At 66.8% G+C, this 23996-nt stretch carries 26 protein-coding genes; 15 read left to right on the forward strand and 11 right to left on the reverse strand.

Translation table 11 applies throughout. From position 1 onward, the window contains the following. Nucleotides 1–86 precede the first annotated feature (86 nt). The 3 genes from QRN40_RS17740 to QRN40_RS17750 all read left to right on the forward strand — a co-directional run bounded on the left by QRN40_RS17740 (nt 87) and on the right by QRN40_RS17750 (nt 3207). Entirely contained in the window at nt 87–1163 is a 1077-nt protein-coding gene (locus QRN40_RS17740) for an ABC-2 transporter permease (protein WP_285117262.1), read from the forward strand. A gap of 158 nt (nt 1164–1321) precedes the next feature. Further along, on the forward strand, nt 1322–2476 hold the full coding sequence (locus QRN40_RS17745) for a glutathione-independent formaldehyde dehydrogenase (protein ID WP_285117263.1): 1155 nt from the start codon (nt 1322–1324) through the stop codon (nt 2474–2476). A gap of 89 nt (nt 2477–2565) precedes the next feature. Next, nucleotides 2566–3207 (forward strand): DUF1345 domain-containing protein, encoded by a 642-nt coding sequence (locus tag QRN40_RS17750; RefSeq protein WP_285117264.1) that lies wholly within the window; start codon nt 2566–2568, stop codon nt 3205–3207. Nucleotides 3208–3220: 13 nt separating this feature from the next. On the opposite strand, the gene QRN40_RS17755 is transcribed toward QRN40_RS17750, so the two are convergent. Both QRN40_RS17755 and QRN40_RS17760 read right to left on the reverse strand, forming a co-directional pair. Continuing rightward, entirely contained in the window at nt 3221–4096 is an 876-nt protein-coding gene (locus QRN40_RS17755) for a LysM domain-containing protein (RefSeq protein WP_285117265.1), read from the reverse strand. Nucleotides 4097–4129: 33 nt separating this feature from the next. Beyond that, nucleotides 4130–4444, reverse strand: coding sequence for a putative quinol monooxygenase (locus QRN40_RS17760; RefSeq protein WP_285117266.1), 315 nt, complete (start codon nt 4442–4444; stop codon nt 4130–4132). Nucleotides 4445–5803: 1359 nt separating this feature from the next. Here QRN40_RS17760 and QRN40_RS17765 point away from each other — a divergent pair. The 3 genes from QRN40_RS17765 to QRN40_RS17775 all read left to right on the forward strand — a co-directional run bounded on the left by QRN40_RS17765 (nt 5804) and on the right by QRN40_RS17775 (nt 8040). Continuing rightward, nucleotides 5804–6178, forward strand: a complete 375-nt coding sequence (locus tag QRN40_RS17765) for a hypothetical protein (RefSeq protein ID WP_285117267.1) — start codon at nt 5804–5806, stop codon at nt 6176–6178. A gap of 43 nt (nt 6179–6221) precedes the next feature. After that, a complete protein-coding gene (locus tag QRN40_RS17770; protein ID WP_285117268.1) occupies nt 6222–7076 on the forward strand; it encodes a PHP domain-containing protein in 855 nt (284 codons plus the stop codon). A gap of 244 nt (nt 7077–7320) precedes the next feature. Then, entirely contained in the window at nt 7321–8040 is a 720-nt protein-coding gene (locus QRN40_RS17775) for a hypothetical protein (RefSeq protein WP_285117269.1), read from the forward strand. A gap of 377 nt (nt 8041–8417) precedes the next feature. Here QRN40_RS17775 and QRN40_RS17780 read toward each other — a convergent pair whose 3' ends face one another. Together QRN40_RS17780 and QRN40_RS17785 are read right to left on the reverse strand one after the other, a co-directional pair. Beyond that, nucleotides 8418–10253 carry a competence protein CoiA family protein gene (locus tag QRN40_RS17780; protein WP_285117270.1) on the reverse strand — a complete coding sequence of 612 codons (1836 nt, stop codon included), beginning with the start codon at nt 10251–10253 and terminating at the stop codon, nt 8418–8420. Nucleotides 10254–10496: 243 nt separating this feature from the next. Beyond that, on the reverse strand, nt 10497–11099 hold the full coding sequence (locus QRN40_RS17785; RefSeq protein WP_285117271.1) for a hypothetical protein: 603 nt from the start codon (nt 11097–11099) through the stop codon (nt 10497–10499). A 186-nt stretch (nt 11100–11285) separates the two neighbouring features. Between QRN40_RS17785 and QRN40_RS17790 the strand changes: the two genes are divergently transcribed. The 4 genes from QRN40_RS17790 to QRN40_RS17805 all read left to right on the forward strand — a co-directional run bounded on the left by QRN40_RS17790 (nt 11286) and on the right by QRN40_RS17805 (nt 14351). Further along, nucleotides 11286–12416, forward strand: a complete 1131-nt coding sequence (locus tag QRN40_RS17790) for a hypothetical protein (protein WP_285117272.1) — start codon at nt 11286–11288, stop codon at nt 12414–12416. Nucleotides 12417–12656: 240 nt separating this feature from the next. Beyond that, nucleotides 12657–13301 (forward strand): hypothetical protein, encoded by a 645-nt coding sequence (locus QRN40_RS17795; RefSeq protein WP_285117273.1) that lies wholly within the window; start codon nt 12657–12659, stop codon nt 13299–13301. Continuing rightward, nucleotides 13298–13666 (forward strand): hypothetical protein, encoded by a 369-nt coding sequence (locus QRN40_RS17800; RefSeq protein WP_285117274.1) that lies wholly within the window; start codon nt 13298–13300, stop codon nt 13664–13666. Before QRN40_RS17795 ends, QRN40_RS17800 begins: the two co-directional genes overlap by 4 nt. 421 nt (nt 13667–14087) lie before the next feature. Further along, nucleotides 14088–14351: a hypothetical protein gene (locus QRN40_RS17805; RefSeq protein ID WP_285117275.1), complete on the forward strand. Its 264-nt coding sequence runs from the start codon at nt 14088–14090 to the stop codon at nt 14349–14351. Nucleotides 14352–14365: 14 nt separating this feature from the next. Here QRN40_RS17805 and QRN40_RS17810 read toward each other — a convergent pair whose 3' ends face one another. The 3 genes from QRN40_RS17810 to QRN40_RS17820 all read right to left on the reverse strand — a co-directional run bounded on the left by QRN40_RS17810 (nt 14366) and on the right by QRN40_RS17820 (nt 16305). Further along, nucleotides 14366–14716, reverse strand: coding sequence for a hypothetical protein (locus QRN40_RS17810; RefSeq protein ID WP_285117276.1), 351 nt, complete (start codon nt 14714–14716; stop codon nt 14366–14368). 273 nt (nt 14717–14989) lie between these two features. Next, complete coding sequence (locus tag QRN40_RS17815) at nt 14990–15799, reverse strand: GNAT family N-acetyltransferase (RefSeq protein ID WP_285117277.1); 810 nt, start codon at nt 15797–15799, stop codon at nt 14990–14992. Continuing rightward, the gene (locus QRN40_RS17820; RefSeq protein ID WP_285117278.1) at nt 15796–16305 is read right to left on the reverse strand and encodes a hypothetical protein; all 510 of its coding nucleotides are present in this window, start codon (nt 16303–16305) and stop codon (nt 15796–15798) included. The genes QRN40_RS17815 and QRN40_RS17820 overlap by 4 nt, the downstream gene beginning before the upstream one ends. 182 nt (nt 16306–16487) lie before the next feature. Here QRN40_RS17820 and QRN40_RS17825 point away from each other — a divergent pair, with 182 nt between their 5' ends. The 5 genes from QRN40_RS17825 (at nt 16488) to QRN40_RS17845 (ending at nt 21121) form a co-directional block, all read left to right on the forward strand. Beyond that, nucleotides 16488–17639, forward strand: a complete 1152-nt coding sequence (locus QRN40_RS17825) for a sensor histidine kinase (RefSeq protein ID WP_285117279.1) — start codon at nt 16488–16490, stop codon at nt 17637–17639. Beyond that, entirely contained in the window at nt 17636–18292 is a 657-nt protein-coding gene (locus tag QRN40_RS17830; RefSeq protein WP_285117280.1) for a response regulator transcription factor, read from the forward strand. Before QRN40_RS17825 ends, QRN40_RS17830 begins: the two co-directional genes overlap by 4 nt. 101 nt (nt 18293–18393) lie before the next feature. Beyond that, nucleotides 18394–19155 (forward strand): CPBP family intramembrane glutamic endopeptidase, encoded by a 762-nt coding sequence (locus tag QRN40_RS17835; RefSeq protein ID WP_285117281.1) that lies wholly within the window; start codon nt 18394–18396, stop codon nt 19153–19155. Between the two features lie 222 nt (nt 19156–19377). Next, on the forward strand, nt 19378–20286 hold the full coding sequence (locus QRN40_RS17840; RefSeq protein WP_285117282.1) for a hypothetical protein: 909 nt from the start codon (nt 19378–19380) through the stop codon (nt 20284–20286). An 85-nt stretch (nt 20287–20371) separates the two neighbouring features. Continuing rightward, nucleotides 20372–21121, forward strand: coding sequence for a GIY-YIG nuclease family protein (locus QRN40_RS17845; RefSeq protein ID WP_285117283.1), 750 nt, complete (start codon nt 20372–20374; stop codon nt 21119–21121). A gap of 84 nt (nt 21122–21205) precedes the next feature. Here QRN40_RS17845 and QRN40_RS17850 read toward each other — a convergent pair whose 3' ends face one another. The 4 genes from QRN40_RS17850 to QRN40_RS17865 form a co-directional block, all read right to left on the reverse strand. Continuing rightward, nucleotides 21206–21628: a hypothetical protein gene (locus QRN40_RS17850; RefSeq protein ID WP_285117284.1), complete on the reverse strand. Its 423-nt coding sequence runs from the start codon at nt 21626–21628 to the stop codon at nt 21206–21208. A 14-nt stretch (nt 21629–21642) separates the two neighbouring features. Next, nucleotides 21643–22536 (reverse strand): hypothetical protein, encoded by an 894-nt coding sequence (locus tag QRN40_RS17855; RefSeq protein WP_285117285.1) that lies wholly within the window; start codon nt 22534–22536, stop codon nt 21643–21645. A 110-nt stretch (nt 22537–22646) separates the two neighbouring features. Continuing rightward, a complete protein-coding gene (locus QRN40_RS17860) occupies nt 22647–23480 on the reverse strand; it encodes a hypothetical protein (protein ID WP_285117286.1) in 834 nt (277 codons plus the stop codon). After that, nucleotides 23477–23938 carry a hypothetical protein gene (locus QRN40_RS17865; RefSeq protein ID WP_285117287.1) on the reverse strand — a complete coding sequence of 154 codons (462 nt, stop codon included), beginning with the start codon at nt 23936–23938 and terminating at the stop codon, nt 23477–23479. The genes QRN40_RS17860 and QRN40_RS17865 overlap by 4 nt, the downstream gene beginning before the upstream one ends. Nucleotides 23939–23996 lie beyond the last annotated feature (58 nt).

Consider the following 23996-nt stretch of genomic DNA (forward strand, 5'->3'; position numbering starts at 1 on the left):
GAAGTCTATCGCCCACGGAGTTGCATGACGCAACATAGTCCCGTATGTTGCACAAGGCAACTTCCAGAGAGGACCCTCACCCCCGCATGTCGACGCACCGCATCGCCCCCGTTCCCCCCGCCCTCGACCGGCCACGCTTCTGGCCCGCCCTCGGCTTCTGGAAGTCCCTCGGCTCGCACATCCTCATCCCGCTGTTCCTGGCCGCAGGGATGGCGCTCGCCTACCTGGGCGCGTTCCATGCCCCGGCGCCGCACGACATCCCGGTCGCCATCGTCGGCGAAGGCCCGGCCGCGCAGGTGTTCGCGCAGACGCTCAACGACAAGGCTCCGAGCGAGCTCGACGTGACCACGGTGAAGACGGCGGCGGCCGCGAAGCAGCTGCTCTCCGACCAGAAGCTCGCCGCCGCATACGAGGTGCAGCCGACGCACGCGACGATCTACGTCTCCACCGCGAGCTCGGAGACGGAGTCCTCCGCGGCCGAGAAGCTGTTCCTGCCGATCGCCTACCAGCAGCACCTCCCCGTCACGATCGACGACGTCCGGCCCGTCCCGGCGGACGACGGCACCGGCCAGGGACTGTTCTTCCTCATGGTGGCCCTCAGCGTCGGCGGGTACTCCAGCGCGATCGCCCTCGCCGCGGTGACGGCACGGCTGGCCGTCGGATGGCGGATCGCCGTCTCCGCGGTCACTGCTCTGGTCGTCGCCGGCATCGGCTCCGTCGTGGCCGGACCGGTCTTCCACGTGCTGAACGGCAACGAGTGGAGCATCTGGCTGCTCGCCTCGCTCTACACCTTCGGCATCATCACCATCGGCGTCGGCCTGCACCCGTTCCTCGGACGCTGGACCACCCCGGCGCTCACTCTCCTGTTCGTCATGCTCAACGTCACCAGTTGCGGCGGGATCTTCCCACAGGATCTGCAACCCGCGTTCTTCGCCGGCCTCAACACGTTCTGGAACGGCGCAGCCTGGCTGGACGCGGTGCGCGCGCTGACCTATTTCCCCGGCCAGGAGTTCGGCTTCGACGGGTTGCGCCTCGCCCTGTGGGCGACGGCAGGCCTCGGCCTCATCGGTCTCGGGCACCTCCTCACCGTGCGCCGCCGCCGCGCCGCTGACGACACGGTCGCCGCGACCGCCGCCGAGGAGGCCGCGGTCGTCGCCGCCTGATCCGCGCCGTTCCCGAATCGGCCCGGAATTCGCTTTGGGAACCCCTGGCACCGATTTCGAAGCCGCGTATTGTGCGCCGTTATAGAGCGACGCCCGAAGAGGGATAGGGATGAGCGAGCGCCGGCATCTGTCGAAAATGACCGATGGAGGGCAGAGAAATGAAAGCTGTAGTGTACGAAGGCCCGCGCAGTGTGAGCGTCAACGACGTCCCCGATGCACGGATCGAACGGCCGACCGACGTCCTGGTGCAGATCACGACGACGAACATCTGCGGGTCCGACCTGCACATGTACGAGGGCAGAACCGACTTCGAGACCGGGCGGTGGTTCGGGCACGAGAACATGGGCCGGGTCGTCGAAGTCGGTGACGGCGTCGACAAGGTCCAGGTCGGCGACTATGTCGTCCTCCCCTTCAACGTGGCGTGCGGGCACTGCAAGAACTGCGAGCGCGGGCTCACCAACTACTGTCTGACCGCGCAACCCCAGCCGGAGTGGGCAGGCGCCGCCTACGGCTTCGCCGACATGGGGCCGTGGGCCGGTGGACAGGCCGACCTGCTCCGGGTGCCGTGGGGCGACTTCAACTGTCTGCGCCTCGGGGAGGACGCCCAGGAGCGGCAGACCGACTACGTGATGCTGGCCGACATCTTCCCGACCGGCTATCACGCCACGGAGATGGCGAACGTCAAGCCGGGAGATCAGACGGTCATCTACGGCGCCGGGCCCGTCGGCTGCATGGCCGCCTACTCGGCGATCATCAAGGGTGCGAGCAAGGTCATGGTCGTCGACCGGCACCCCGACCGGCTCCGGCTGATCGAGGAGATCGGCGCGATCGCCATCGACGACTCCGCGGTCGATCCGGTCGAGGCGGTCAACGAGATGACGATGGGTCTCGGCGCGGACAACGGCTGCGAGTGCGTCGGCTACCAGGCGCACGACGTGGAGGGTCACGAGCATCCCAACATCACGCTGAACCGGCTCGTCAAGTCGGTCCGGTTCACGGGCGACATCGGAGTGGTCGGCGTCTACATCCCGCAGGACCCGGGCGCATCGGACGAGCTGGCCAAGCAGGGCGAGGTCGCGTTCGACTTCGGCGAGTTCTGGTTCCGCGGTCAGAAGCTGGGCAGCGGGCAGGCGCCGGTGAAGAAGTACAACCGGCGGCTGCGCGACCTCATCGCGGGCGGCAAGGCGAAGCCGTCCTGGATCGTCAGCCACGAGCTGTCCCTGGATGAGGCGCCGGACGCGTACGAGCACTTCGACAAGCGCGACGACGGCTGGACGAAGGTCGTGCTGCACCCGGCGGGCGCGTCGGCGTGACGACCGGTGCCGGTGACGGCGTCCACGATTCGTGGTCGGCGTCACCGGCACCGTCGCACTCTCCGTCGCCGTCGCCGCCAGGAGCATCCGTGTCCAGCCGGATCCTGTCAGCCCGCCGTGCCCTCGTCTGCGTCGCGGTCGGCGCCGTCGCCGGCACCGCCGCCGCGCTTCTCATCGCACCCCGAGTGGGCCCGCTCGTGGGCTGGTGCACGGCCGGGATCGTCGCCCTGGTGTGGGTGTGGCGCATCTGCTGGCCGAAGGACTCAGCGGGCACCGAGCGCCTCGCGCGCGAGGAGTCATCCACCCACGTCACCGACGACGCGATCATCCTCGCCTGTCTCGCCAGCATCGCCGCCGTCGTCGTGTCCGTCGTCCAGTCCAGCAATCGCAGCGGCGACGCGATCTCCATCGCGCTGATCATCCTCGGAGTACTGGGGACCATGGTGGCGTGGGCGCTGGTGAACACCGTCTACGCGTTCAAGTACGCGCGGATGTACTTCGTCGACCACCAGGAGGGAGGCTTCGACTTCAACCAGGGCACTGAGCCCACCTACAGCGACTTCGCCTACCTCGCGTTCACGATCGGGATGTCGTACGGCGTCTCGGAAGTGGAGCCGAACACCACGGGGACCCGCCGGAAGGCCCTGCTGCACGCCCTCTTGTCGTACTTCTTCGGGACGGTCCTGATCGCCGTGGCGATCAACCTCGTCACGAGCCTGGGCCACGGGTGACGCAGGCGGCCTCCTACGGGAGCGCCTCGGGATCCAGGTTCAGGATCGTGCTCTCGTAGAGATATCCGTCGGAGCCGAACGCTCGACCGCTCGGGTTCAACCACTTCAGGTCCTGCAGGGTGATGCCGAATCGCTCGGCGACGTTCTCCGGCAGGTCGCCGTGTCCCACCCGGTAGCTGGCCGGAGCGCCTGACGGCGTGTTCGCGGTGACCATGCCGCCGGCGAGGCGCCGTGGGCCGCTGTCTGCCGGATGGACGTTCGTCTGCCGGGCGGGAACCGACCATCGGACGGTGTCCACGGCCAGGACCTTGCCGGGGCCGAGCTCGACCGGCACACCGTCCGCACTGCCGACGGACGAGTAGGTGACGAGCGCGACCAGGTAGGAAGGGGCGGTCCCCACGTTCGCCGACGAAGGAGGAGCGGGCGTGGGCGTCGGGCCGCCGAGCAGGTGGTCGCCCATTCCGTGGTCCGTGAGGCCGTCCCCGACCCGCGGAGGGATGTCGATCAGCGTGGCCGAGACGGGGATCGGGGCGGTGTTCGTGAAGTCCGAGTACTGCGCCGAGTAGGTGTTGTCGCCGTTCGAGACCACCCGGTAGTGGTAGTGGATGCTGCCCTTCGGTGAGGCGACGTCCCCCTGCGCGACGACGGTCCCCGCCGGCACAGGTGTGATGACCGGTGCGGGCGGCGGAGGGGCGGCCGGAGTCGTCGACGGTGACGGGCTCGGAACGCTGGACGGCGCAGTTGACGACGTCGTCGGCGTTGCGCGCGCGGCGGCCGTTCTCGACGGAGTGTGCGGGTGACCCTTCGCCGCGGTTACGGTCGGTGCGCAACCGGCGAGGACGCCCACGACCACCGCCGCCATGGCGACGACGGCAGGGAGGCGCTTCACACGATGCAGAATACCAAAAAGTATCTTCTGTGGTCAGCCCTCGGTTCGCTCGTGCTTGACGGCGAGCAGGTCGACGGTCCTCAGGTCGGGGTCCGTTGCCAGCAGGCCCGGTCCGACCTGACCGAGCGCCCGGGGAATGTCGCCGTTCAGGTGTGCCTGTCGTGCATCCTCATCGGCGAAAGTGTCGAAGATGCCGAAGTGCGTGTCGTCGATCTGGAACGCGTACCACGTGCGCGTGCCCGGTTCGCTGTCGACGACGGCTTTGCCGCCGATCAGGAACTCTTTCACGTCACCCGCCTTGTCGGGCTTCGCTTCGAGCAGAGCAAGTACGCCGAGCTTCAGTTCCATGGGGTTCTCCCTCGGGGATGTGGACGCCGGTGATCCGGGTTCGGAGGCGTCAGACACGACGGTACGCCTCCTACCCGGAGCAGAGGCAGGCCCGTTCGGGGCCACCGAACGACGTTTACCCTGAAACGCAGAAAACCCCGGTGATCACCGGGGTTCTTCGTGGATTTTACCGCTGGGGTACCTGGACTCGAACCAAGAACAACTGAGTCTGGGTCTCGCCGTCTCCGATTTCATCCTTGATCAGCACTTCGAGCCCGAATGAAGGCACGGCGATCCGCGTAAGTTGGAGAAAAGTCGTCAAAAACGCATGACGACTACTCGCTAGTCACCGGTCGTCACTGCTCATCACGGCTATTAATCTCTCCGCCTGTCGCTCGCTGCCCAGCGGCCGTCGGACCTTTCGCCACGGAAAGACGCATGCAAGACGCTTACAGCAGCTGCAACGATGCCCTATGCCCAGTCGGGGATCGCTACCGCCCACTCGTGCCCCAATGGCAGTCCAACGCGCTCTGACATGGCGAGTTCACGGTAATGGGCCGGCAGGAGAACGGGCAGGTCTCCTTGGTCATGCAGGAGAAAGTCCCACCGGTTCTCGCAACGCTCGAAGACAGCGAGTGAGACGCGAGCCCTGTCAACCGCAGCATTGCGCTGGCCCGGCGGAATCCCTGGTTCCGTGAGCCAGTGCATGTGCGCGATCCAGGCTGCGGCTGCTACGTGCGACCTGGGAACGACGTAGCTGCGGGGCAGGAGTTCGGTGTCAGTGGGGATGGCAACCATAACGAAAAACTCGCGTTCGTGCATGGACCTCGGCTGCGACTTTGCCCCCAGCGGCCAGCTGATTCCCTTCATGTTGCGTCCGCGGGCACCTTTGACTTGGATCTCGACAAGCCGGCGGTCCTCCCCTTGCGCCATCACCGCAAGAATGTCCGTCCGCTCAAGCCCATCGCGCGTCAGCGCAGCGCCCATCCTCGTCGGGCAAGTTCGGCAGCGACGTGATCCTCGCCGATCGTCTTGGTCGTTTTCGTGTCCGCAATGTCGCGAGGTTATCGGGCTTGGTGCCCACTTCCAGGCTCACCTCATCTGGCTTCGCCTCGCTGCTGAGCCACCTGTGACAAAGGCCATTATCAAAGTTGAACTCACGGGAGCTGCATTAGATGCAGAAACTCCCGCGCAGTGGACGTGAGAGCGTTTCCCCTGATCGTGTACGCTTCCGGCGACCCTCCTTCCCTCGAGTGCCTTAGGGCTCGTACGCAGAGATGCCGCTGACCGTCTGGTTTCCTGCATCTGATGCAGGTTCCACGAGATGGCGGAGTGACGTGCAGCTTCCCCGCAGAGCGGCGCCGCTGTCATGCTGTCGGTGTGTATGTGCGCTTCGAGGGAACGACCGTGAACTCGCGAGGTGCGAGGCCCGGCGTATTTGCGCTGGCAAATGGTCTTGCTCATTCGGGGAAACTCAGCCTCGACGACTATGCCCTGTGGCGCGAGAACAACGACTGGATGAATGCGACCTACGCCGATCCCAGTCAGATCGACGACACTCTTTTCGATCGCTCGCTCATTCCCCGCACCGAATGCTGGTTCAGGATCATCGCCGAGCACCTTGTGACGCGAGTGCACGAGTACCTCGATCTACTCGATCGCTATGGGGTCGGATGGATCGAACGTCGGGAAGACGATCCAGGCCGAATCTTGTACGAGGACGATGTCCAAATCGTCGTAGTCCCGTTCTCATAGAGGGATCGGCTCGCGGATACCGGTCTGCGAGTATCCTCGCGAGATGACGAGCTTGCCAGCCGATGCGCACGTGCATAGCGAGTGGTCGTGGGATAGCGGGTCGGATCCTGCGTCGTCGGACTCGATGGTCCGCATCTGTGAACGGGCAGTTCAGATCGGGCTACCGGCCATAGTGTTCACCGAGCACCTCGATTTCGAGGATGCCTGGCGTGTCGAAGACGGCGACATCGGCAACAACGCGCAGAAGTACGTCGACGGGACCGGCCATGTGCGGCTTCCGCTCTTTGACGCCGACGGCTATCTTGCAGCGATCGATCGTCGCCGGCACGAGTTTCCGGAGCTTCGCATCCTCACCGGTGTGGAGTTCGGGCAACCGCACCTCTGGGATGCGCGGGCAGCTGGGTTGCTGTCGAGCGGTGCCATCGACCGCGTCAACGGCTCGCTGCATATGCTGCCATTCGACGACGGTGACCGCTCCGAGCCGACCACGTTATACCGTCACAGGGCGGCGGATGAGGTCATGTGGGCGTATCTGGAGGAGATTCCTCGGATGGTTGCCGGGTCGGACTCGTTCGAGGTGTTCACCCACATCGACTACGCCGTGCGCTCGTGGCCAGTAGGAGATGTTGGCCCGTTTGATCCCCGCCGGTTCGAGGACGGTTTCCGGACGGCAATGCGCGCGATCGCAGCCTCGGGTCGTGTGCTGGAGATGAACACCAGGCGCCTGTGGCCGTGGATCCCGCAGTGGTGGGCCGAGGAGGGTGGAGGTGCGGTGTCGTTTGGCAGTGACGCGCACGGGCCCGACCCGATTGCTGCCAACTTTCCCGAGGCGATGGCGATGGTCGAGCATTTCGGGTTCCGTCCAAGCCCACGACCCGAAGATTTCTGGACCCGCTGAACGAGTAACAAGTGCGGCGTCGCGTGCACGCCGGAATGTCCTCAGGCGGATGCCGCACCGGACGCGGAGGCGCCGACCGACTGACCGGCCAGGCGGGAGCGCAGTGCGATGAGGGCGATAGTGACCACTCCTCACCCGGAGTGGGGGCGCGCAGACGAAGCCGACGAAATCTCACGTCTGGTAGCGTCTGGCCAAGGACAAACGCGGAGGGGAGCACATGCGCCGGTTCACGACAGTGATGGTTTTGGTCCTGCTTGGGCTCACCGTCGCGGGATGCGCATCGCAGTCAGAGCCGAAGCCGACCCCGCTCGCGACCCACCACACCGCCACGGCGACTCCGACCGCCCCATCCGCGCCGTCGACGGAGGACACCGCCGCCGACACCACACCGAAGCTCGGCGTGCTTCCCGACGCGATGAAGAAATACCAGGCCGAAAGCCTCGACGACTTCGCCTCCGAGGACGAGCCGACACGTCTCGCCTACTGGGCGGCGCTCTTCGGCGGCATGGACAACATCCGCGACTTCGCCGACGACGCATACCGGGTCTCCCAAGACCCGCGCGACAAGCTACCCGCGACGATCACCGTGAACAGCTCGCCGCAGGAGATCCTCACCGTCACGGCGGTCGGTGAGCGGCTCCCCTTCGCACTCTCCGGCACGGACCGGCAGAAGGCCGCGATGGCGATACTCGAACATTCCCGCGGATCCAACAGGTGGGACGTCCTCGATGCCGCGCTGAAGGCTGACCCCGAGGGCATGACCGGTGGATCCGTCGCCTACCAGAGCATCGTCACCAACGCCGACCTCATCAGCGCAACCGACCCTGCGACCCTCCCAGGAGTGACGCAGGTGTACCGGGACATCACGTTGAAGGGTACCAACGGACAACCGACCACCACACGGTGCTTTTACCATGACGTCCAGTACAACGGGCAGACCTTCGGCTGGTGGGTGGAAAACTAGCCGGTCCGGCCACGGCTCAGAAGGGGTCGATCAGCGGCCCTGACTAGCTACCCACGGTCTGAGCGCCACGGTCAGCAACCAGGCGACGACGAGGAACAGGCCGAACGCGAAGCGGGTCTTCTTACGGTGGAAGATAACGCCCCCGGCCAAAGGTCTCAAAGGGACGGAACAACTCCCTCCTCAGCGGCACCCGCTCCTGCCAGTCAGACCCGCGTTCCCCCTACAGTCGGGGCTCCTTCCCAGGAGGTCGTGCTACGCGGCAACTAGGACCCTTTGCTTGCGCGTCTGAGATCCCCTGCGTTCCTAGGATTCCAAGCGTTCCTAGGATTCCAAGCGTTCCTACGATTCCAAGCGTTCCTACGATTCCAAGCCGGCCTTCAGTGGCGGGTAGAACCGTACCGCCACCCCGGTGCGCAGACGGTGTGGTATCCCTGGTCGGCGTACACCGGGTCGAGTTTGTGCCCGCAGAACTTGCATCGGAGGTTTACCGGCGGTGGCGGTGCGGGCGGTCGCGCAGCCTCTTCCGCCTTCCGTCGGGCCTGCTCGGCTGCGTTCCGCTCGGCCTGGGCGCGGAGCTCTTCGAGGTTGATCACGTGGAAGAATCGTGGGGCGAACTCCGATCGCGGTGTGGCTGAAACAATCCGAGCCTCGGCGAGCCGGTACAGCCACTCGACGATGGCTCCGTTCGGGTCCTTGATGTCGGGGAAGATCTGCTGCAGGTGGTAGCCGAGCTCGCGTGGGTCGACCGCTGTGTCGTGCCGCTGGTCGTGGATGAACTCGTAGTAGAGCTCGGTCTGCCACATCTGGTGCGGTACCTCGAAGCCTGACTTCGGTTCGTAGTCAAGGTGCCTCGGCCAGGTTCCGCCGTGTTTCTCCAGCGCGTAGGCACGCAGCGGGTGGTCGGGCCAGGCCCGCTCGAGACTAGCCAGTCGCGCAACCACGGCCTCTTGGACTTTCAAAGCGCGGGCGGCACGTTTCTCCGCCTCTCGCTTCTCGCGAATCGCCTGCTGGGCGGCGGCTTCTCGCTTGCGCTGCGCCGGGGTTTTCCACGGCGGTTCCGGGCCGCGGCGCGGCTTCTTCGGAGGTAGCGGCGATCCCGGCTCTTTGGCCGGACCGAGGACGTAGTCCGATGAAGCGGGAAAGGATCCGCCGGGTTCGGGAGGGCGGCAGTAGCCGCGGCCGATGTCGGTGCATCGATGCTGCGCGGTGAGCAGCTCGATGCGGAATCGGGGCCGTGCGATGAAGGGGATGGTGTAGGTGTGCCAGTCTCCGTAGCCAAGGAGCCCGTTGCCTTGCGCGATCTTGCAGTACGGGCAGAGCTGCATTGCCGGCCGGGCCGGGTCGTGTCCTGCGGGCGTGGCGAGATCGCTTGCGGCGAGGGCGGCGGTGACGACGTCTGCGATCGCCGGATCGGGTGTTGGGAGGTTGAGTCCGCGGGCGACGGACGGGTGCTGCCCGCACCGTGACTCGGTGGCGACGTGGGAGAGACGCCATCGGGACATCGGTCGGCCGCATTTCTCGTTCCAGCAGTTGACCCGAATGACGTCTACCGCGAGGCTCGTCGAAGTCAGCTCCGCGTACGGGAGAATCCGGTCGCCGGGTTGATGGTCGCTGCTGCGCAGTAGCAGGGCAATGGCGTCTGCGAGCGGGTTACTCTGCGGCCGCCCGCCGAGGTCTTGCGTGGTCGTGAGGGTGAGGGCGCCGGGCTCCCCCGCCATCGCGTAGGACGGCACACCAACGACATTGCGCTTGTTCGTCGGTCCCACTATCCAGAAGCAGTCGACGCCAGCGGCGGTGTACCGGTCCTGGCGGCGGTGGAAGTCTGCGTTCGACTGTCGCGACCACTGGATCTCGACGGCGACCGGGCGCGGAACCGCGGGGTGCTCGAGAAGCACGTCAGCGATCCATGAGCCGTCGTCGCTTCGCCGTTCGACGGTGGCGGCCCATCCAAGCGATCGGGCAGTCTCGGCGACCGTCGCCTTCGCGGAGAAATGCTCGGCGGTCTCGTCCCCACCGTCGTGGAGCTGGCATTCGGCTCCGGCTTCGTGACGGAAGAATCGCAGGCCGCGCGGTGAGGTGACGGGGATCCCGGGTTGACCGCATGACATCACAAGCCCGGTAGAGCGGTATCCGCGCTTCAGAGTCTCCCAGCTGGTCGCGTCGAAGGTCCACGCTTCCACGCGTTCTCCGCCGACGACCGCCACCACAGGCATGAGCCGCAGCGTATCGGGCGGCACCGACACAATCGTCGGATGCCACCAATGGTGGCGTTGCCAGCAATGATGGCGTTGCCAGCAATGATGGCGTTGCCAGCAATGGCGGCGTTGCCAGCAATGACGGCGTTGCCAGCAATGACGGCGTTGCCAGCAATGACGGCGTTACCAGCAATGATGGCAACTGCCGATTGTCAGGCCGAACCACCCGCGGCGATGCCCTATGTCCCGTGTGTGCACCGATCAGCGCGTTTTGTCGGCCCACAGCTTGGCCATCGCTTCCGCCGGCTCCGATGCGTGGCGCACTTCCCGGGTTTCATACTCGTGGAATCGGACGGTTGGTAGCCACCCGTACTGGGCGGGGAGCGTGTCGGCGATCAAGTCTCGGAACGCCCGCTGCTTGTGGCGTCCACCGGGTTCATCGAACAGCGGCGGGCAGGGCCGGGCGAAGCCACCGCCCGGCTCGCGGCCAATGCGGGCGATGCTCTGTGCACGCCAGTCGTCGACATCGAAGCCCACGCGGACGGTTTGGCTGAGGTCGAGGGTGATCAGCCGGGCGGCGGTGAAGTGCTGCCTCTCGTCGAACTCGATGGCGCGTTGGCGGCCATCGGGGTAAGTCATCAGGACGTCGAGCCGACGGGTTTCTCGTGGTGGCATCGTGTCCGGCAGCTGACGTCCGGTGAGCTGTTGGTACGCCTCGGTGAGAAGAGGCCAGGCGTTGCGGGCCTCGCTGCGCCCGGGGCGGACGAGCCAGCTCGGCGCCAGCTCTTCTTCGAGAACATTCTCGGCTGGTAGCACTGTGCGCAGAAGCGAGAACCATGCATTTTGCTTACCTCTAGCCGCCACGCGCCTCTCCTTATCTCAGCGGATGTTATCGCGCGCGAACCCCGAACCCTCCTGCAGCCGGCATCTTCTTGGGGCCTGGCTATGAGAGCGGCCATGCGCCGCGCCGCCCATCTGAGCCCTCCGCTCAACACTGGCGCAAGCCGCAGGCGTCTGAGTAGCGATTGCGGCGCCAGTTACTCTGCGTACATGGCCCAGCACGATGGCAGCAACGGACCCCCTCTCGAGTGGCTCCCTCCGCACCAGCGCCACGCGGTCTTCACGCTCGGGCAAGTCGACGACCATATCGACAAGGTCGGCGACATGCTGTTCGCCTATTTGAAGGACGGCCCGCTGGAGTTGACCAACGAGCGAGTTGGCGACTCGGTCGCGACGAGGGTCGTTGCAGTACGGCCACTTCCGGAGGGTGTCGCTCGTTCAGTCGCGGACGCATTGACGCAACTTCGTGCCGTCCTCGAGCACACGCTCTTCGCGCAGGTCGAGCATGAGGCGAAGCGCCGCCTGACCGAGCAGGAGGCGAGCGCGATCGAGATGCCGGCGACTACGGCGCGTGAGGGGTTTGACGGTTGGCTGAACAACGGCCGCCACAACCGACGCAAGTTCATCACCTCAAGCGTGATCGAGCGCGTGCGCGCACTCCAGCCAGCGGGTACTCCCGACCCGAAGGGTCACCCTCTCGCAGCTCTTGCCACCTACACCAACCACGCGAAGCACAGAGCGCCTGCCGTCGCAGCCACGCTCTTGGGCGCTGTCGTGCTGTTGGTGCCCGGCCCGGTTCGGTTAGCGTCGGGCCCCGACCGGCCGCTCAGGCGCGGCGACACGCTCATGACGGTGCCGAATGGCGTGATCCTCCCAGCAGATATCTGGCCAAAGGTGTCGATTCAGCAGCCGAAGTTGGGGACTTGGGCGGTCGTAATGCAGGAGCTTCAGAGGATCGAGGATTGGGTGCGTACCGTCGCCATCCCAATCATCGTCACGGGTGAGACGGATGTTGAGGAGTTGCCACCAGGAGTCGACGTCACGATCGCTCACTCGAACTTCGCTGAAGCCGTGAGAACCGCACAGCGGCGGCCGGCAGCGGCACGGCACAGCCAACGACTTCAGCTGCGGGCCGTCCGGGAGTCCCTCCCCGGGACCCTGGCCGCGTCGGGACTGGTAGGACTGCGCGAGGCCGCGGCATGGTCCGAGACTGCGGATGATGAGCTGGTGGCGAAGTTCGCTGACCTCGCACAGCGCGTGCGGGACGACGACACGCCGACAACGAGAAAGGCACTCTCGGATCACATCCTTGAGATGGCTGGAGCGGCCGCCGCCACGTAAGTGGATGGCCAAACCGTAGGTGCTCACAGACTCCGAGCGAAGAGAGCTCGGGATTCGATGCAGGTGGGAAGCATTCGACGTTGCGCCAAGAGTCCGCGACACGCGCTACCGTTCTCACAGGACTAGGCCTCGTGCGAGGAGGACGGGATGGTGCCGGATATTGCCTCTGGGCCCGACCAGCCGTGGTCGCCAGACCGACGGACGCCGTGGCGGCCTGGACCACCGGCCGAGTGGCTGACGATGTTCGAGCGGATCACCAACGAAGTCATGGTCCTCGGCCGTTACCGCGTGACCTGGCGGACGGTCAACGATCTCGCCGAAGACAGCGCAGCGATCCAGGATCAGCCCTATTTCGTACAGTGGGTCTCCGAGCTCTACGGCATGACAATGGCCCTCGGCGTCCGCAAGATGGCCGACCGCTCCTCGGATGCCGCGTCGCTGTTCAACCTCCTCCGTCGAATCGCGGAAGAACCTGAGCAGTTGACCCGCGAGTGGTACGTCAGCGACGTCTACGAGGACTGGGTCGAGAGGTTCGACAAGACCTTCACAGAACGGGCGGACCCGCAGCGCTTAGATCACATAGACCCGGACGTTGTGCTCGCTGACCAGCAGCGCCTTGTCGAGGCAGCGGACCCCTTCCGCCTCTACGTGAACCACCACGTCGCTCATGCGCAAGCGGTCCCGAAGTCCGCAATCCCTAAGTTCCGAGACCTTAACGTCGCTCTCGACATCATCGACGAGCTGTTCGTCAAGTACGAGCTACTTCTCACCCGGGCCCAGCGGGCGCCACTCGAACCCGTTTTCCAGTTTCCGTGGCAGCGCATCTTTGACCGCGCTTGGTCGGAGAAGCGGGACACATCAGGGACGGAGGGCGGAACCGCATGAGCGACAGTCACTGGGAGACAGTGCTCGGCCCGTGCTACACGACCGAGACGATCTCCAAGCGACTCGGCATTCCGCAGGCGGACGTCGAGTTGTGGGCGGACGACCTGCGTCTGCTTCGCGTCCAGGCCACGGAGACCCCAGTATTTCCGGCTTGGCAACTCACGGATCAGAACGAGCCCATCCCCGGGCTGCAAGGTGTCCTGCTCGTGTTGCGTGACGGTGTTAACGACCCCCTTAGCTGGGCGAACTTCCTCACCGCTTCGGTGGGGCATCCTCCAACAAGAGCGATCGACCAGTTGAACGCCGGTGACGTAGCGGCCGTCCTCCTTCGCGCCCGGCACGCCGCGGCCAGTTGGCGCGCGTAGACGCTGCGACGCGCGAGACTTTCCGCATGGCACCGAGCCCAGAAGAGATCGAGGCAGCCCGCACGGAGAAAGGCCGGTGGACTAAGGCGACTCTCGAACGATGGGGCGTGTCCTGGCCGCCTCCCAAGGGTTGGCGCAAACAGCTGATCGCGGAGTGGGAGCACGCAGAGCGCTGAGCCCTGCCGATGTCGCCAGGAAGACCGCCGGAGAATAGCGGCCTACGACCGGAGGGGTCGAACCGTGCGCGGCGACATCACCATCGGAATCATCTGGTCCGTCTTCGGGATACGCGCGCTCGTAGCCTTCGCCGTTGACCACGCGCTGACAACATAACGAGCCGCTGGGTCGTCGTTCCTGCCCTCGGCTGATCAGCTGTCCTGTTGGTGGCCTCACCGACCTACCCCACACGTAAGCTAGCCGTGTGTCTCATAGCGAAATCACAGCCGTCGCCGCTCGTCTGATCGCTGCGGTCGGGATGCCCGCGGCCGCGGCGTCGGTCGGTGTGTTGCCTCCGGAGCTGGTTCAGCAGTGGGCCGACGGTGTGACCACTCCCTCGCCCCACGAAGCTACGGTGCTCAGACTCGCGCTCGACACGGTCGAGATGCACGACACCACCCGCCAGATGGCGGCCGACCTGCGGACGAACCTGAACGAGCTGGCGGCGAAGCTCTACTCGTCCAGATGAGCCTCTACCGCTGACTAGACGATGTCGTCGGGGTTCGCTGCACGGTAACGTTCGACGTCGGTGATCGCATGGACGTCGATGCTCACCCCGGCCGGGGTGGTCCCTGACCAGGTGACGTAGCCTTCCGCCTGCCCGGACGAGTCGTATTCGCGCAGGTTGAGGAATGCGGCCCACTGCGCACACAGTTCGGGCGCCCCGAGGGCGGCCCGGCCCTCCGGGTGCGTGCCCTCGATAAGGGGGTCGACGATCTCGACCAGTCTCCATGCCAGCGGCGGCAGACCATGCTCGGCGCCGAGGCGATTGAACGTGTCGGTGATGCCGGCGTCGATGAGCCTGTCGAGGCTGCCAAGCGCGTCGTTCGTCATGCGATCGAGGCTACAGCCGGGCTCCCTCCGGTCGCCCGGCACGCGCACGCCACGCCTTCGCCGCGTCACCGCCTCGTCCCCGGATCGCACGTCTCGTGTCCGTCCCGGCCACGCCCTTCCCGCGCGCCGCACATCGGCGCGTCACAGCCCCGGCGGCGTTCCGGTCCGGGCCGCAGGAGCTGCGTACCGCTGACGGGCCGTCGGCGCCGCGGTGCCGATGCGGGCGAGCCGGAGCGCCACGGTGGCGGTCCGGTGGCGGTGTCACGTCTCAGGCTAGTTGGGCGGGGCCGCTGACTCAGGGTTACAGTCAGACCCTGCAGGCCACCGAGCGAATCGGCGCACAGCCGCATGCTCCTCGAATCCGAGTCGCCGATAGATGCCGAGCCCATCCGGGGACGCGGTCAACACCGCCGCGGACGCGCAGCGCGTGCGTCCTTCCTCAACGGCGGCGATGGTGAGCGCCGTTCCGACACCGTGCCCGCGGTGTCTCTCTGAGGTGATCACATGCTCGATTCCGACGACGGAGTCCGCTAGCACCGCCGCCGCGCAGCCGACCGGTTTCCCGTGCAACCGAGCAAGAAGGTGTTGGACGACGGCGGAGCGTCCGAGGCCCTTGTCAGCGAGCGGGGCGACGAGATCGGGGTCAGTGCGGCCCGTCCAGACGCGAACCCACTCCGTGAGGGACTCCCTGTCTGTGACCCGCTGGATTTGCAGCCCCGGCACAGACCGGACAGGCGGCGACGCGTGACCGTCGTCAAGTGAGAGCACCATCACGGGTTCCTCCTCGACGAAGCGGAAGCCGCGCTTCCGGAGTCCGGGTTCCACATCGAAGCGCGGGTCCCCCGGCCAGGAATGCCACAGCGCCGGAGCATCGCCCATCGCCCGAACGGCATCGTCGATGCGGTCGCCGGCCACCGCGAGCACCGCATTCAGCTCTTCGTGAGGAGCGTTCGTGCGGAACCATGTCAGCCCGCTGTCTTGACCAGCGGTCGCTCCGCGCACGAGATGCGTCGAGGTGAACAGTTCCCGGGCCCTCCCCAGTTGCGGGCTTCGCGCGGCATCCCGGCGCAGGTAAGCGCTCATCGGGAGACAGCGCGCCACGGCCTGAGCGGCCACGCGCGCAGGGCGGTGGTCGCGACCCTCGCCACGACCATCACCAAGGCCATCAGAATGAAGGCAGCCGCCCATGCTGGCGCACCTGTGATTCGCGCAGACATCGAGAAATCGGCGATCTGTGCGGGGAACCAATGGTCCGCACCGTAGGCGAAGAGCATTCGTCCGCCGATGACGATCAGCCACAGCAGCGCATACGGCCACCCCGCGCGCAGCATCGTCACGCCGTCACGCACTTCCACTCGCATGAAGAACCCTGCGGCGACTCCTAAGGCGATCCCCGCACTGATTCCGATGGCCTCGAGCTGCACATCGTTGCCAGCAGTGGGGACGTCGGTGAGGAACAGGCCACCGCACACAGCGGCGATCAACACGGGGAGCAGAAGCCGGAGCGACGACATTTTTCGCGCGCCGAGGTTGGAGATCAAAATGAAGGCGAGAAGCCCGATGTTCAGGAGGTACTGGTCGAGGGTCATAGTGTCCTTCCCTGACCGTGGATGATGCGTGCGTGAGCACCTTCGAAGCGTTCGCGGGTCGTCATGAGTCGATGGTGTCAATGCGGGGCCCGAGGGTCCTCGGCCCAGGGTTGGATCCCGCGTCCCGACGTTCTCCTACCTCAGGCCGATCCGGCGTTTTCCGACTCTTCTAGTGTTGGAGCATGAGGCGAGCCCTGACCTTCTCCTTCACGCGGCTGAGCGCGGTGGTGGCCGTCGTCGTCGCCGCCGTGTGCCTGCTCTCGGAACCGCCGCAGTCCGTGCCGCGCGAGCTGTTTGTGCTCGTCGTCCTTCTGTCCGCAGGGATCTGGACCGCTGCCCTGCTGGTCCCCACCTCTCTGATGCGCTGGCGGGTCGCCGGGTTCGCGCTGTACGGCCTGGCCGGTGCCGTCCTCGACCTCTGGCAGCCGTGGGGCCCTGGATTCGTCGCCGGATTCATCGCCGTGTCAGCCATCGCGCTGAGCATGCCGCCGCGACCGGCCCTGCTCGCGTCGATCCCGGTGCTCGTCCTTGTTGCAGCGGCTGAGGCGGTCACGAGCGACCACCCCTGGAACGCGCTGCTCAACGTCTTGCTTGGCCTTACCTTCTTCTTCGCGGCCTCCTCATTCGCCGCTCTCAAGCGCGACGCCACGGTCCGCGCTGAGCAGCTGCTGCGGCAGGAAGCGGAGACCCGCAAGGCCCGCGACGACGCGGCGGCGCTCGGTGAGCGAGCGCGGCTCGCGCGAGAACTGCACGACGTGCTTGCGCACACACTGTCGGGCCTGAGCCTGCAACTGGAAGCCGCCCGCCTGCTGGCCGAGCGGACCCACACGGAGCCGCGCGTCCTGGAGCAGCTCACGCTGGCGCAGAAGTCGGCCCGCGACGGGGTGGCCGAGGGGAAGCGGGCCATCGCGGCGCTGCGCGGCGAGGTGCTCGCGAACCTCGCTGACCTTCCGACCCTGGTCACCGCCTTCTCCAGGGACACGGGGATCCCCGCTCGGTTCGACCTGGCGGGCGAGCCCGTGGCCGTGGACGGCGACCTCGGTCTCGCGGTGTTCCGCACCGTTCAGGAGTCACTGAGCAATGTCCGCAAACACGCCCCTGACAGTCGATCCGTGGCCGTCGAACTGAGGTGGTCACCGGACGAGATGGTCGTCCGTGTTCGAAACGCCGGGGGCGCCCCGTCGGCGGTGCTCGGCGCCGGCTTCGGCCTCTCTGGGATGGCTGAGCGCGCTCAGGCCCTGGGAGGCACGTTCACGTGCGGTCCCACCGAGGACGGCTTCGAGACCAGCTGCTCCCTGCCCCTGCCCCTGTCGCGACCGGAGGTGTCCGCATGAATGAGCTCCGCGTGCTGGTCGCTGACGACCAGAAGATCGTGCGCGACGGCGTCGCCCTGCTGCTCGGGCTCATCGAGGGCATCACCGTCGTCGGCACCGCCATCGACGGCAACGACGCCGTCCGCCAAGCGCGAAGCACCCAGCCCGATCTGGTCCTGATGGACCTCAACATGCCCCACCTCGACGGCGTCGAGGCAACCGCGCAGATCCTCGCCGAGCTGCCGCACATCCGCGTCGTCGTGATGACCACCTACGACGACGATGCCTGGGTCTTCCGGGCACTCCGGGCGGGTGCCCGCGGCTATCTCACCAAGGACTCCTCGGCGGAGGACATCGAACGCGCACTCCGCTCCGTCGCGGCCGGCGACGCCCAACTCGACCCCTCGGTGCAGCGGCGGCTGCTCGACGCCCTCGCAACGCAGCAGCCTGCCACCTCCCCGACCTCGGCGGCACCCGCCGCGGTGGGGCTCACCGCGCGGGAACAGGAGGTGCTGCAGCTCATCGCTGAGGGCCTCTCCAACGACGAGGTCACCGAGCGGCTCCACGTCAGCATGGCGACCGTGAAGACGCACATCGGGAGCCTGCTCTCCAAGACAGGAAGTCGCGACCGGGCTCAGCTGGTGATCTACGCCTTCCGGACCGGCGCGGTCTGACGCCTCACCCTCGGTCTCCTACCGAGGGCGGAACCTTGATCAGCGGGCAATCCGACTCCGGCACGATTCGACGCGCTTCCCCGCGCGAATACTGTCGGCGCATGCTCACCCCTTTCGATGTCTTCGCCGGCCGACCCGCGGCCACCGCGATCTCCCTCTGGATTCTCACCGTCGCCGTCACCATCGCCACTGCAGGCCTGCTCGCGCTCGTCTCGCCACAGCTCGACATGATGACCCAGCGGTTCATCGCTGTCCTGCTCCTGGCGGTCTTCGCTGTCGTCGTCGTCCTCGTCCGCAAGCCGCGGCTCCTGCGTAACGGGTCCTTCCCTCCGGCGCTCCTCGTCCTGCCGCTCCTGGTCGTGCTGGCCCCGTTCGCCGGCGGACTGAAGGACGAGAGTGCTCAGGCCGTGGTCGTCCTGGTCATCGGGTATCTCGCCACGGGGGTGTACGAGGAGCTGTGGTTCCGCGGACTTGTCCTCGACGCCCTCCGCACCTGGAGCCCACTCCGTGCGGCACTGCTCTCCTCGGCCCTGTTCGGCCTCGCTCATCTGTCCAACATCGCATTCGGAGCGAACGTCGCGGTCACGGCCGCTCAGGTCGTCGGCGCAGCATGCTACGGAGTGGGACTCGCCGGGCTCCGACTGCGCGGGCTCGCCCTCTGGCCCCTCATCCTCATCCACGCCGTCACCGACATCGCACTCGCCCTCGGCAACGTCACCGCCGGCTGGCGCTGGGGACTGATGATCGGCGGAGACACCGCGCTGCTCTTCTTCGGACTCTTCGTGCTCGGCGCACTACGCGTGCGCGCCGCTGAACGATCACGGCCGGCCGTCGACACCAGCGCGCCCAGGGGTCATCTGTGAGCTGCCACGGGTCTGAGGAATGGCCGTGCAGGCCATCGCTGGCACGCCCATGCCCAACTAGACGGAGAAAAGCCCAACTAGCTCAAGAAGCGACAGGCGGGACGGAGCGTTACGGGCCGAGCGGAGCGAGGCCCGGCTGAGGCGCGGCGTCGGCGCATAGCTGGGGACGAGACGGGTTGCTCCGCCGCATCTGCGGGAGGTGACCCCGTGGAAAGGACCCTCATGCATCTCGGCATCACACTTCGTGTCACCGCTCTCTTGGCTGCTGCCTGCACTGTCATCGGTGTCGGCACCGCTGCCGCCTCCCATGTCGCCGCGGAGCGGGCGGTGGTGTCGGCGCAGAAGCCCGCGTACGACCTCGCCGTCGACCAGGTGATCTCCCGGGCCGGCGGTGCGCTGCACCTGGCGCAGCTCGCGTCTGACGCCCTCGACGGTGCACGCGCTGCCCTCGACGCCTCCGAAGGCAAGGTCCTCGACGGGGACACCAGCCGTACGGCACTCGACGACGCGATCCGCAAGGACACCTTCCTGGTGCAGACCGCCGGCGCGGAGCAGCGGATCGTCCGCGGGAAGGCCGAGGCGAAGCCGAAGGCCGGGCAGTGGGGACCCGACTACGTGGGCGCTACAGCGGAGCTGGGGCGGCTGTCGTTCCCGGCCGCGGAACACCTGGCCGGGATCCCGGCGCAGCTGAGCAAGCTCGAGGCGGACCTCACGGCTGCGACCGCGGCGTGGCAGGCTGAGCAGGAGCGCATCGCTGCGGCTAAGGCGGCAGCTGAGGCGGCGTACCGGGCCAGCCACACGTTGGACGTATGGACCACAGGCTGGTCCCCAGAGATCGACGCCTGCCGCGGCGCGGTAGACATCACACCTCGGACTGGGCTGACCACTCCCTTGCTCGCCCTCCATTCATACTGTGGGGGCACCGCGCTGGCCAAGGACGTCGGCTCTGTGATCACCCTGACCGGGCTCTACACCGGCCAGTGGAAGTCGCTCGGTCTGGTCACCACAGTCAACGCATACACACAGGGCCCGGAAGCGGTGCCGCAGCTGCCGGCCGGTCAGCTCGAGATCATGACCTGCTACCCCAACCCGAGCTCGCAGGGCATCTGGGTGTTCGAGCGGGTCGGCTGATCCCCGGAGGGATCATGTGATCCCACGTGGGATCTCTCGCACCAGTTGACGGCTGTTCGGCTCTTCGGGCCGGTAGGGTGCGCTCATGCCACCTCGGAGCCCAAGCCAGAGAACCGTCATCGGCGCGACCGTCGAACACCTCGGGGAGCGGGTGCGTGCTGGGAAGTACGGGTTCCGGCTGACCAGGGATGTGTACGCGGTCCCGTCGAAGCGGAACACGAAGCCGATCCCCCGCGAGTTCGTCTCTGATGAGATGTGGGAGGAGATGTCGGAGATCTACGAAGACGACGACCATCGCATCTACACCGACGCGTGGGTGGCCGAATGGCACGACGCGGTACTGGAGAACTTCGACCTGAACATGGCGTGGTTCGAGAACATCGAGCCGAGCGCCTTCGAGGCGGTCATCGCGGGGATGCTTGCGGCGGAGCCGAAGCTGCAGGAGGTCACCGATCTGCGCCCGTTGGACGGTGTCAGCGGCGTGTACGTGATGGTCCTCGACGGCTACCGGCAGGTGTACATCGGCCAGGCAACCGACATCCGTGCGCGCATCAAACGGCACTGGTCCGGGGTCAAGCAGTTCGACCGGCTGCTCTGGGCGCACAAGCACGAGTCGGTCATGTCGATCGACTCGTTCCGCGCCCTGGACACCACCCGCGTCTTCGCTGTCCGTACCGGCCGACCCGACATGCTCGAGCAGAAGCTGGTGGAGGCGGTGCCCGCCGACTACCGGCTGAACCGGATCAGTGGCGGCACTCTCAGCGGACTCCGCGGCCTATTCATCCTGGGTGAGATCAACCGTCGGAATCTGACCTCCGAGAGTGTCGGCCCCTGAGGGATCATTCGACCTGTCCGGCGTACGCGTACGCGTACGCGAGCGGCAGGGATGGCGCGAGGCGCTCGCGGAGCGTCACCCGAGTCAGGCGGCAGCGAGGTGCTTGCGTGCGAGGCTGAGGACGGGGTCGATGAGACTGACCGCCAGCTCGTGGTGCTGCGGCGGGAAGTCGAGCCATCCGGAGCAGAGTTCTTCCTGCGCCTCTTGGGTGGTCATCTCAACCAGCTCCGTCTCGAACTGCCACTCCCGCGTCAGATTCGGACGGTGGGCGCCTTCGATGTCGACCAGCCATCCGTCCGGGTGCTGCACGAAGGCATGCGCAAGGAACCGCGTTCCAGACGGTGTGAGCTCTCGACCGCGCAGAGCCACGATCGGCCAACCGGTCTCCACCGAGAGAACGAACGCGAGCGACAGGCAGTTGCCGAGCAGGAATGCACGGCGGGCGTGCCGGTCCAGCCGGCCCGGCTTCACCCGAGCCGGCCGTCCCTGCGTAGTGATCACGCGCACGCGCCGGGCCACTGTCAGCCCCGCGGCTTCGGCACGCCGAGCTGCTCGAGGTGTGTGTCGATCTCGTCCCGCTCGAACCAGTCGACCCGGTACAGGACGACGTCGCCGGTAGGGGTGATCGTGATGGCGCGGCCCGGGTGCTTGTCGGCGGCGTTGAGGAGGTTTACAGCCGCGTGGACCTGCTTGCCGAACGGCCGGTGAAGACCCGCGGTTGCGACGGTGGCGTCATAGGGGCGCCGGGTGACCGTGACGTCCATGCGGTCTCGGGCGATCATGCTGATGCCCCAGCTGGTGTAGCTCTTCCCGGTGACGATGACGTAGATGCCGAGGTGGCGGCCGTCGTAGGCGAGCTCAGCGACGGCGCCCACGAGCGCCCGCACCGAGTAGGTCTGCTCGGTGCCCCGCTTCGCATTCGAGACGAGCGCGCTGATCTCCGGGACTACGACAGTCAGAGGAGAGACGTTCTCACGCTTCTGCACGTGTACCGGCAGGTCAGACAGGAAGCGTGTCTTGTGGTCGCTCAGGACGCGGAGACGACGGCTGAACTCTTCGCGCAGGTCGGCGGCCATCGAGTACATCGCGTCTGGGTCAGCGTGGGTGAGGCTGCGTGCGAACCGGCTGGTGACAGACTCCGACAGGCGAAGCGTGTCGAACGGGTCGGCGAGGATGATCTGGTGTCCGCGGGCCGCACGGTGGACGATCTCCGAGATGGCGGCGGGCTTGGCTGCCGAGTCTGGGCCGCCGAGGTAGATCCGGTGCGGTGAGGCGTGGAGGTTGGCGAGCAGCGGCGTGCCGTCGGCGCGGATCCCGAGCGGGATGGTCGCCCAGTCCTCGGGCGAGTACGTCTCAGGGAGAAGAGTCGTGCCCGGGACGTAGTCGGGGATGCCGGACAGAGTGGTGGTGTTCATGGTGCCTCCTCAGGCGGTGGGTGGTGCTCGGTGGGGGTGGTGCGTCGACGTTGGATATGCGGCGAAAACGCGTGTCCCCTCGGCTATGCCTGAAGTGGTCTGTCCAGCTGCTAGCGGCCGACCCAGCCGCGCGCGTCCGGGACACCGATCTGCCGCAACAGTTCCGGGAGTGTGGCTGGGGCGGCCGGGAGCGCCTGCCGATACAGGGTGGGGATTCCGTCGATGTCGGTAATGGCGAGGCCGGGACCTTCGAGCTCTGCCGCGTTCTTCGGGATCCCGTCGAACTGGGTGGTCAGCTCGAGCAGCCCCTCGTCGACGGTTTCCATCAGGGTGATCCGTGAGGTGAACCGGGCGAGGTGCTGGGTGACCGCCGGCCGCGGCGCGGTGGCCGTGGCCAGCAGGTAGATGCCGAGGTGGCGGCCGCGGGCGACGACCGCGTCGAACAGGTCCGCGAGTTCCGGCTCGGCCAGCAGCGCGGCGGGGTCCTCGATCACGATCGTGACCGGGGAGACAGGTTCCCAGCTCATGCGCACGCTGTTCGGCAGTCCGGCGAAGGAGAACACCGCGTGCTCCTGCAGCAGGCCGGTGCGGCGCGTCAGCTCGGCGGTGGCGTGACGAAGCACCGCGACCGCGGCGTCCAGGTCCGTAGCGTGCGCGGCGGCGAAAGGGTGCAGGACATCGAGAAGTGAGGCTTGGCTGGCGAGGGTGACGACGGCGAGCTCGTGGCCGCGGGCGACCGCCTGAGCGGCGTGGTTCACGGCTGCGAGCCCGGTTCGGTCGGCGGGACCAGTGATTAGGGTGTGGTCGGCGTCCGCGATCACGGTGTCGGCTAGGCCTACCCCGATCGGGAGGATGTTGTACAGGGCGGCGCCGTACGGGTAGACGCCCGGGAGCAGGTCCTCCGTGGTGACGGCGGCCGGGAGGGTGGCCGTGCGGATCGTCATCGGTCAAACGCCTGCCCGACCGCGCGGATGATGGCGACGACGGCGATGAAGGCGACCAGGATCGGGAACAGCACCGCGATCAGCAGCGCGGGGGCCTTATGCATGCGGCGCCCGAACCGGCAGATGGCGTAGACGACGCCCACGGCGATCCAGTAGAGCACCAGCCACGCCCACGGGGAGGTGCTGACGTGGGTCACCCACTGGCCGAACGCAGCGGCAAGCAGCGGCAGCCCTGTGACCCACATCCAGAGCGCCCCGTAGGCGAGCCCGGCGGCGACGGCGAGGCCGCCGAAGACGGAGACGGCGGTGATGATGGCTCGGCTGCGTGGGCTCCGCCGCGGGCGCTGCAGGTAGGCGGCGTCAATGTCGGCGTCGTCGGTGTGGATGGCGTCCGGGACGACGAAGGCGTTCGGGTCGGTCGGTGGGATGACGATGATGTTCGAGTTGTCGTTGAACATGGGTGGTTTCCTCTCGAGGCGGTGGTTTCGCTGCTGGGAGGGTCCGCCGCCCGGCGTC

The organism is Leifsonia sp. fls2-241-R2A-40a, from assembly GCF_030209575.1.
Lineage (GTDB): Bacteria > Actinomycetota > Actinomycetes > Actinomycetales > Microbacteriaceae > Leifsonia.

What these genes read in the sequence shown, in the direction of transcription:
- QRN40_RS17845 (WP_285117283.1), top strand. Translation starts at nt 20,372, where the DNA reads ATGCCACCTCGGAGCCCAAGCCAGAGAACCGTCATCGGCGCGACCGTC.
- QRN40_RS17840 (WP_285117282.1), top strand. Translation starts at nt 19,378, where the DNA reads ATGCATCTCGGCATCACACTTCGTGTCACCGCTCTCTTGGCTGCTGCC.
- QRN40_RS17810 (WP_285117276.1), bottom strand. Translation starts at nt 14,716, where the DNA reads ATGACGAACGACGCGCTTGGCAGCCTCGACAGGCTCATCGACGCCGGC.
- QRN40_RS17820 (WP_285117278.1), bottom strand. Translation starts at nt 16,305, where the DNA reads ATGACCCTCGACCAGTACCTCCTGAACATCGGGCTTCTCGCCTTCATT.
- QRN40_RS17855 (WP_285117285.1), bottom strand. Translation starts at nt 22,536, where the DNA reads ATGAACACCACCACTCTGTCCGGCATCCCCGACTACGTCCCGGGCACG.
- QRN40_RS17795 (WP_285117273.1), top strand. Translation starts at nt 12,657, where the DNA reads ATGTTCGAGCGGATCACCAACGAAGTCATGGTCCTCGGCCGTTACCGC.
- QRN40_RS17825 (WP_285117279.1), top strand. Translation starts at nt 16,488, where the DNA reads ATGAGGCGAGCCCTGACCTTCTCCTTCACGCGGCTGAGCGCGGTGGTG.
- QRN40_RS17790 (WP_285117272.1), top strand. Translation starts at nt 11,286, where the DNA reads ATGGCCCAGCACGATGGCAGCAACGGACCCCCTCTCGAGTGGCTCCCT.
- QRN40_RS17835 (WP_285117281.1), top strand. Translation starts at nt 18,394, where the DNA reads ATGCTCACCCCTTTCGATGTCTTCGCCGGCCGACCCGCGGCCACCGCG.
- QRN40_RS17760 (WP_285117266.1), bottom strand. Translation starts at nt 4,444, where the DNA reads ATGGAACTGAAGCTCGGCGTACTTGCTCTGCTCGAAGCGAAGCCCGAC.
- QRN40_RS17780 (WP_285117270.1), bottom strand. Translation starts at nt 10,253, where the DNA reads ATGCCTGTGGTGGCGGTCGTCGGCGGAGAACGCGTGGAAGCGTGGACC.
- QRN40_RS17830 (WP_285117280.1), top strand. Translation starts at nt 17,636, where the DNA reads ATGAATGAGCTCCGCGTGCTGGTCGCTGACGACCAGAAGATCGTGCGC.
- QRN40_RS17815 (WP_285117277.1), bottom strand. Translation starts at nt 15,799, where the DNA reads ATGAGCGCTTACCTGCGCCGGGATGCCGCGCGAAGCCCGCAACTGGGG.
- QRN40_RS17740 (WP_285117262.1), top strand. Translation starts at nt 87, where the DNA reads ATGTCGACGCACCGCATCGCCCCCGTTCCCCCCGCCCTCGACCGGCCA.
- QRN40_RS17865 (WP_285117287.1), bottom strand. Translation starts at nt 23,938, where the DNA reads ATGTTCAACGACAACTCGAACATCATCGTCATCCCACCGACCGACCCG.
- QRN40_RS17800 (WP_285117274.1), top strand. Translation starts at nt 13,298, where the DNA reads ATGAGCGACAGTCACTGGGAGACAGTGCTCGGCCCGTGCTACACGACC.
- QRN40_RS17745 (WP_285117263.1), top strand. Translation starts at nt 1,322, where the DNA reads ATGAAAGCTGTAGTGTACGAAGGCCCGCGCAGTGTGAGCGTCAACGAC.
- QRN40_RS17860 (WP_285117286.1), bottom strand. Translation starts at nt 23,480, where the DNA reads ATGACGATCCGCACGGCCACCCTCCCGGCCGCCGTCACCACGGAGGAC.
- QRN40_RS17770 (WP_285117268.1), top strand. Translation starts at nt 6,222, where the DNA reads ATGACGAGCTTGCCAGCCGATGCGCACGTGCATAGCGAGTGGTCGTGG.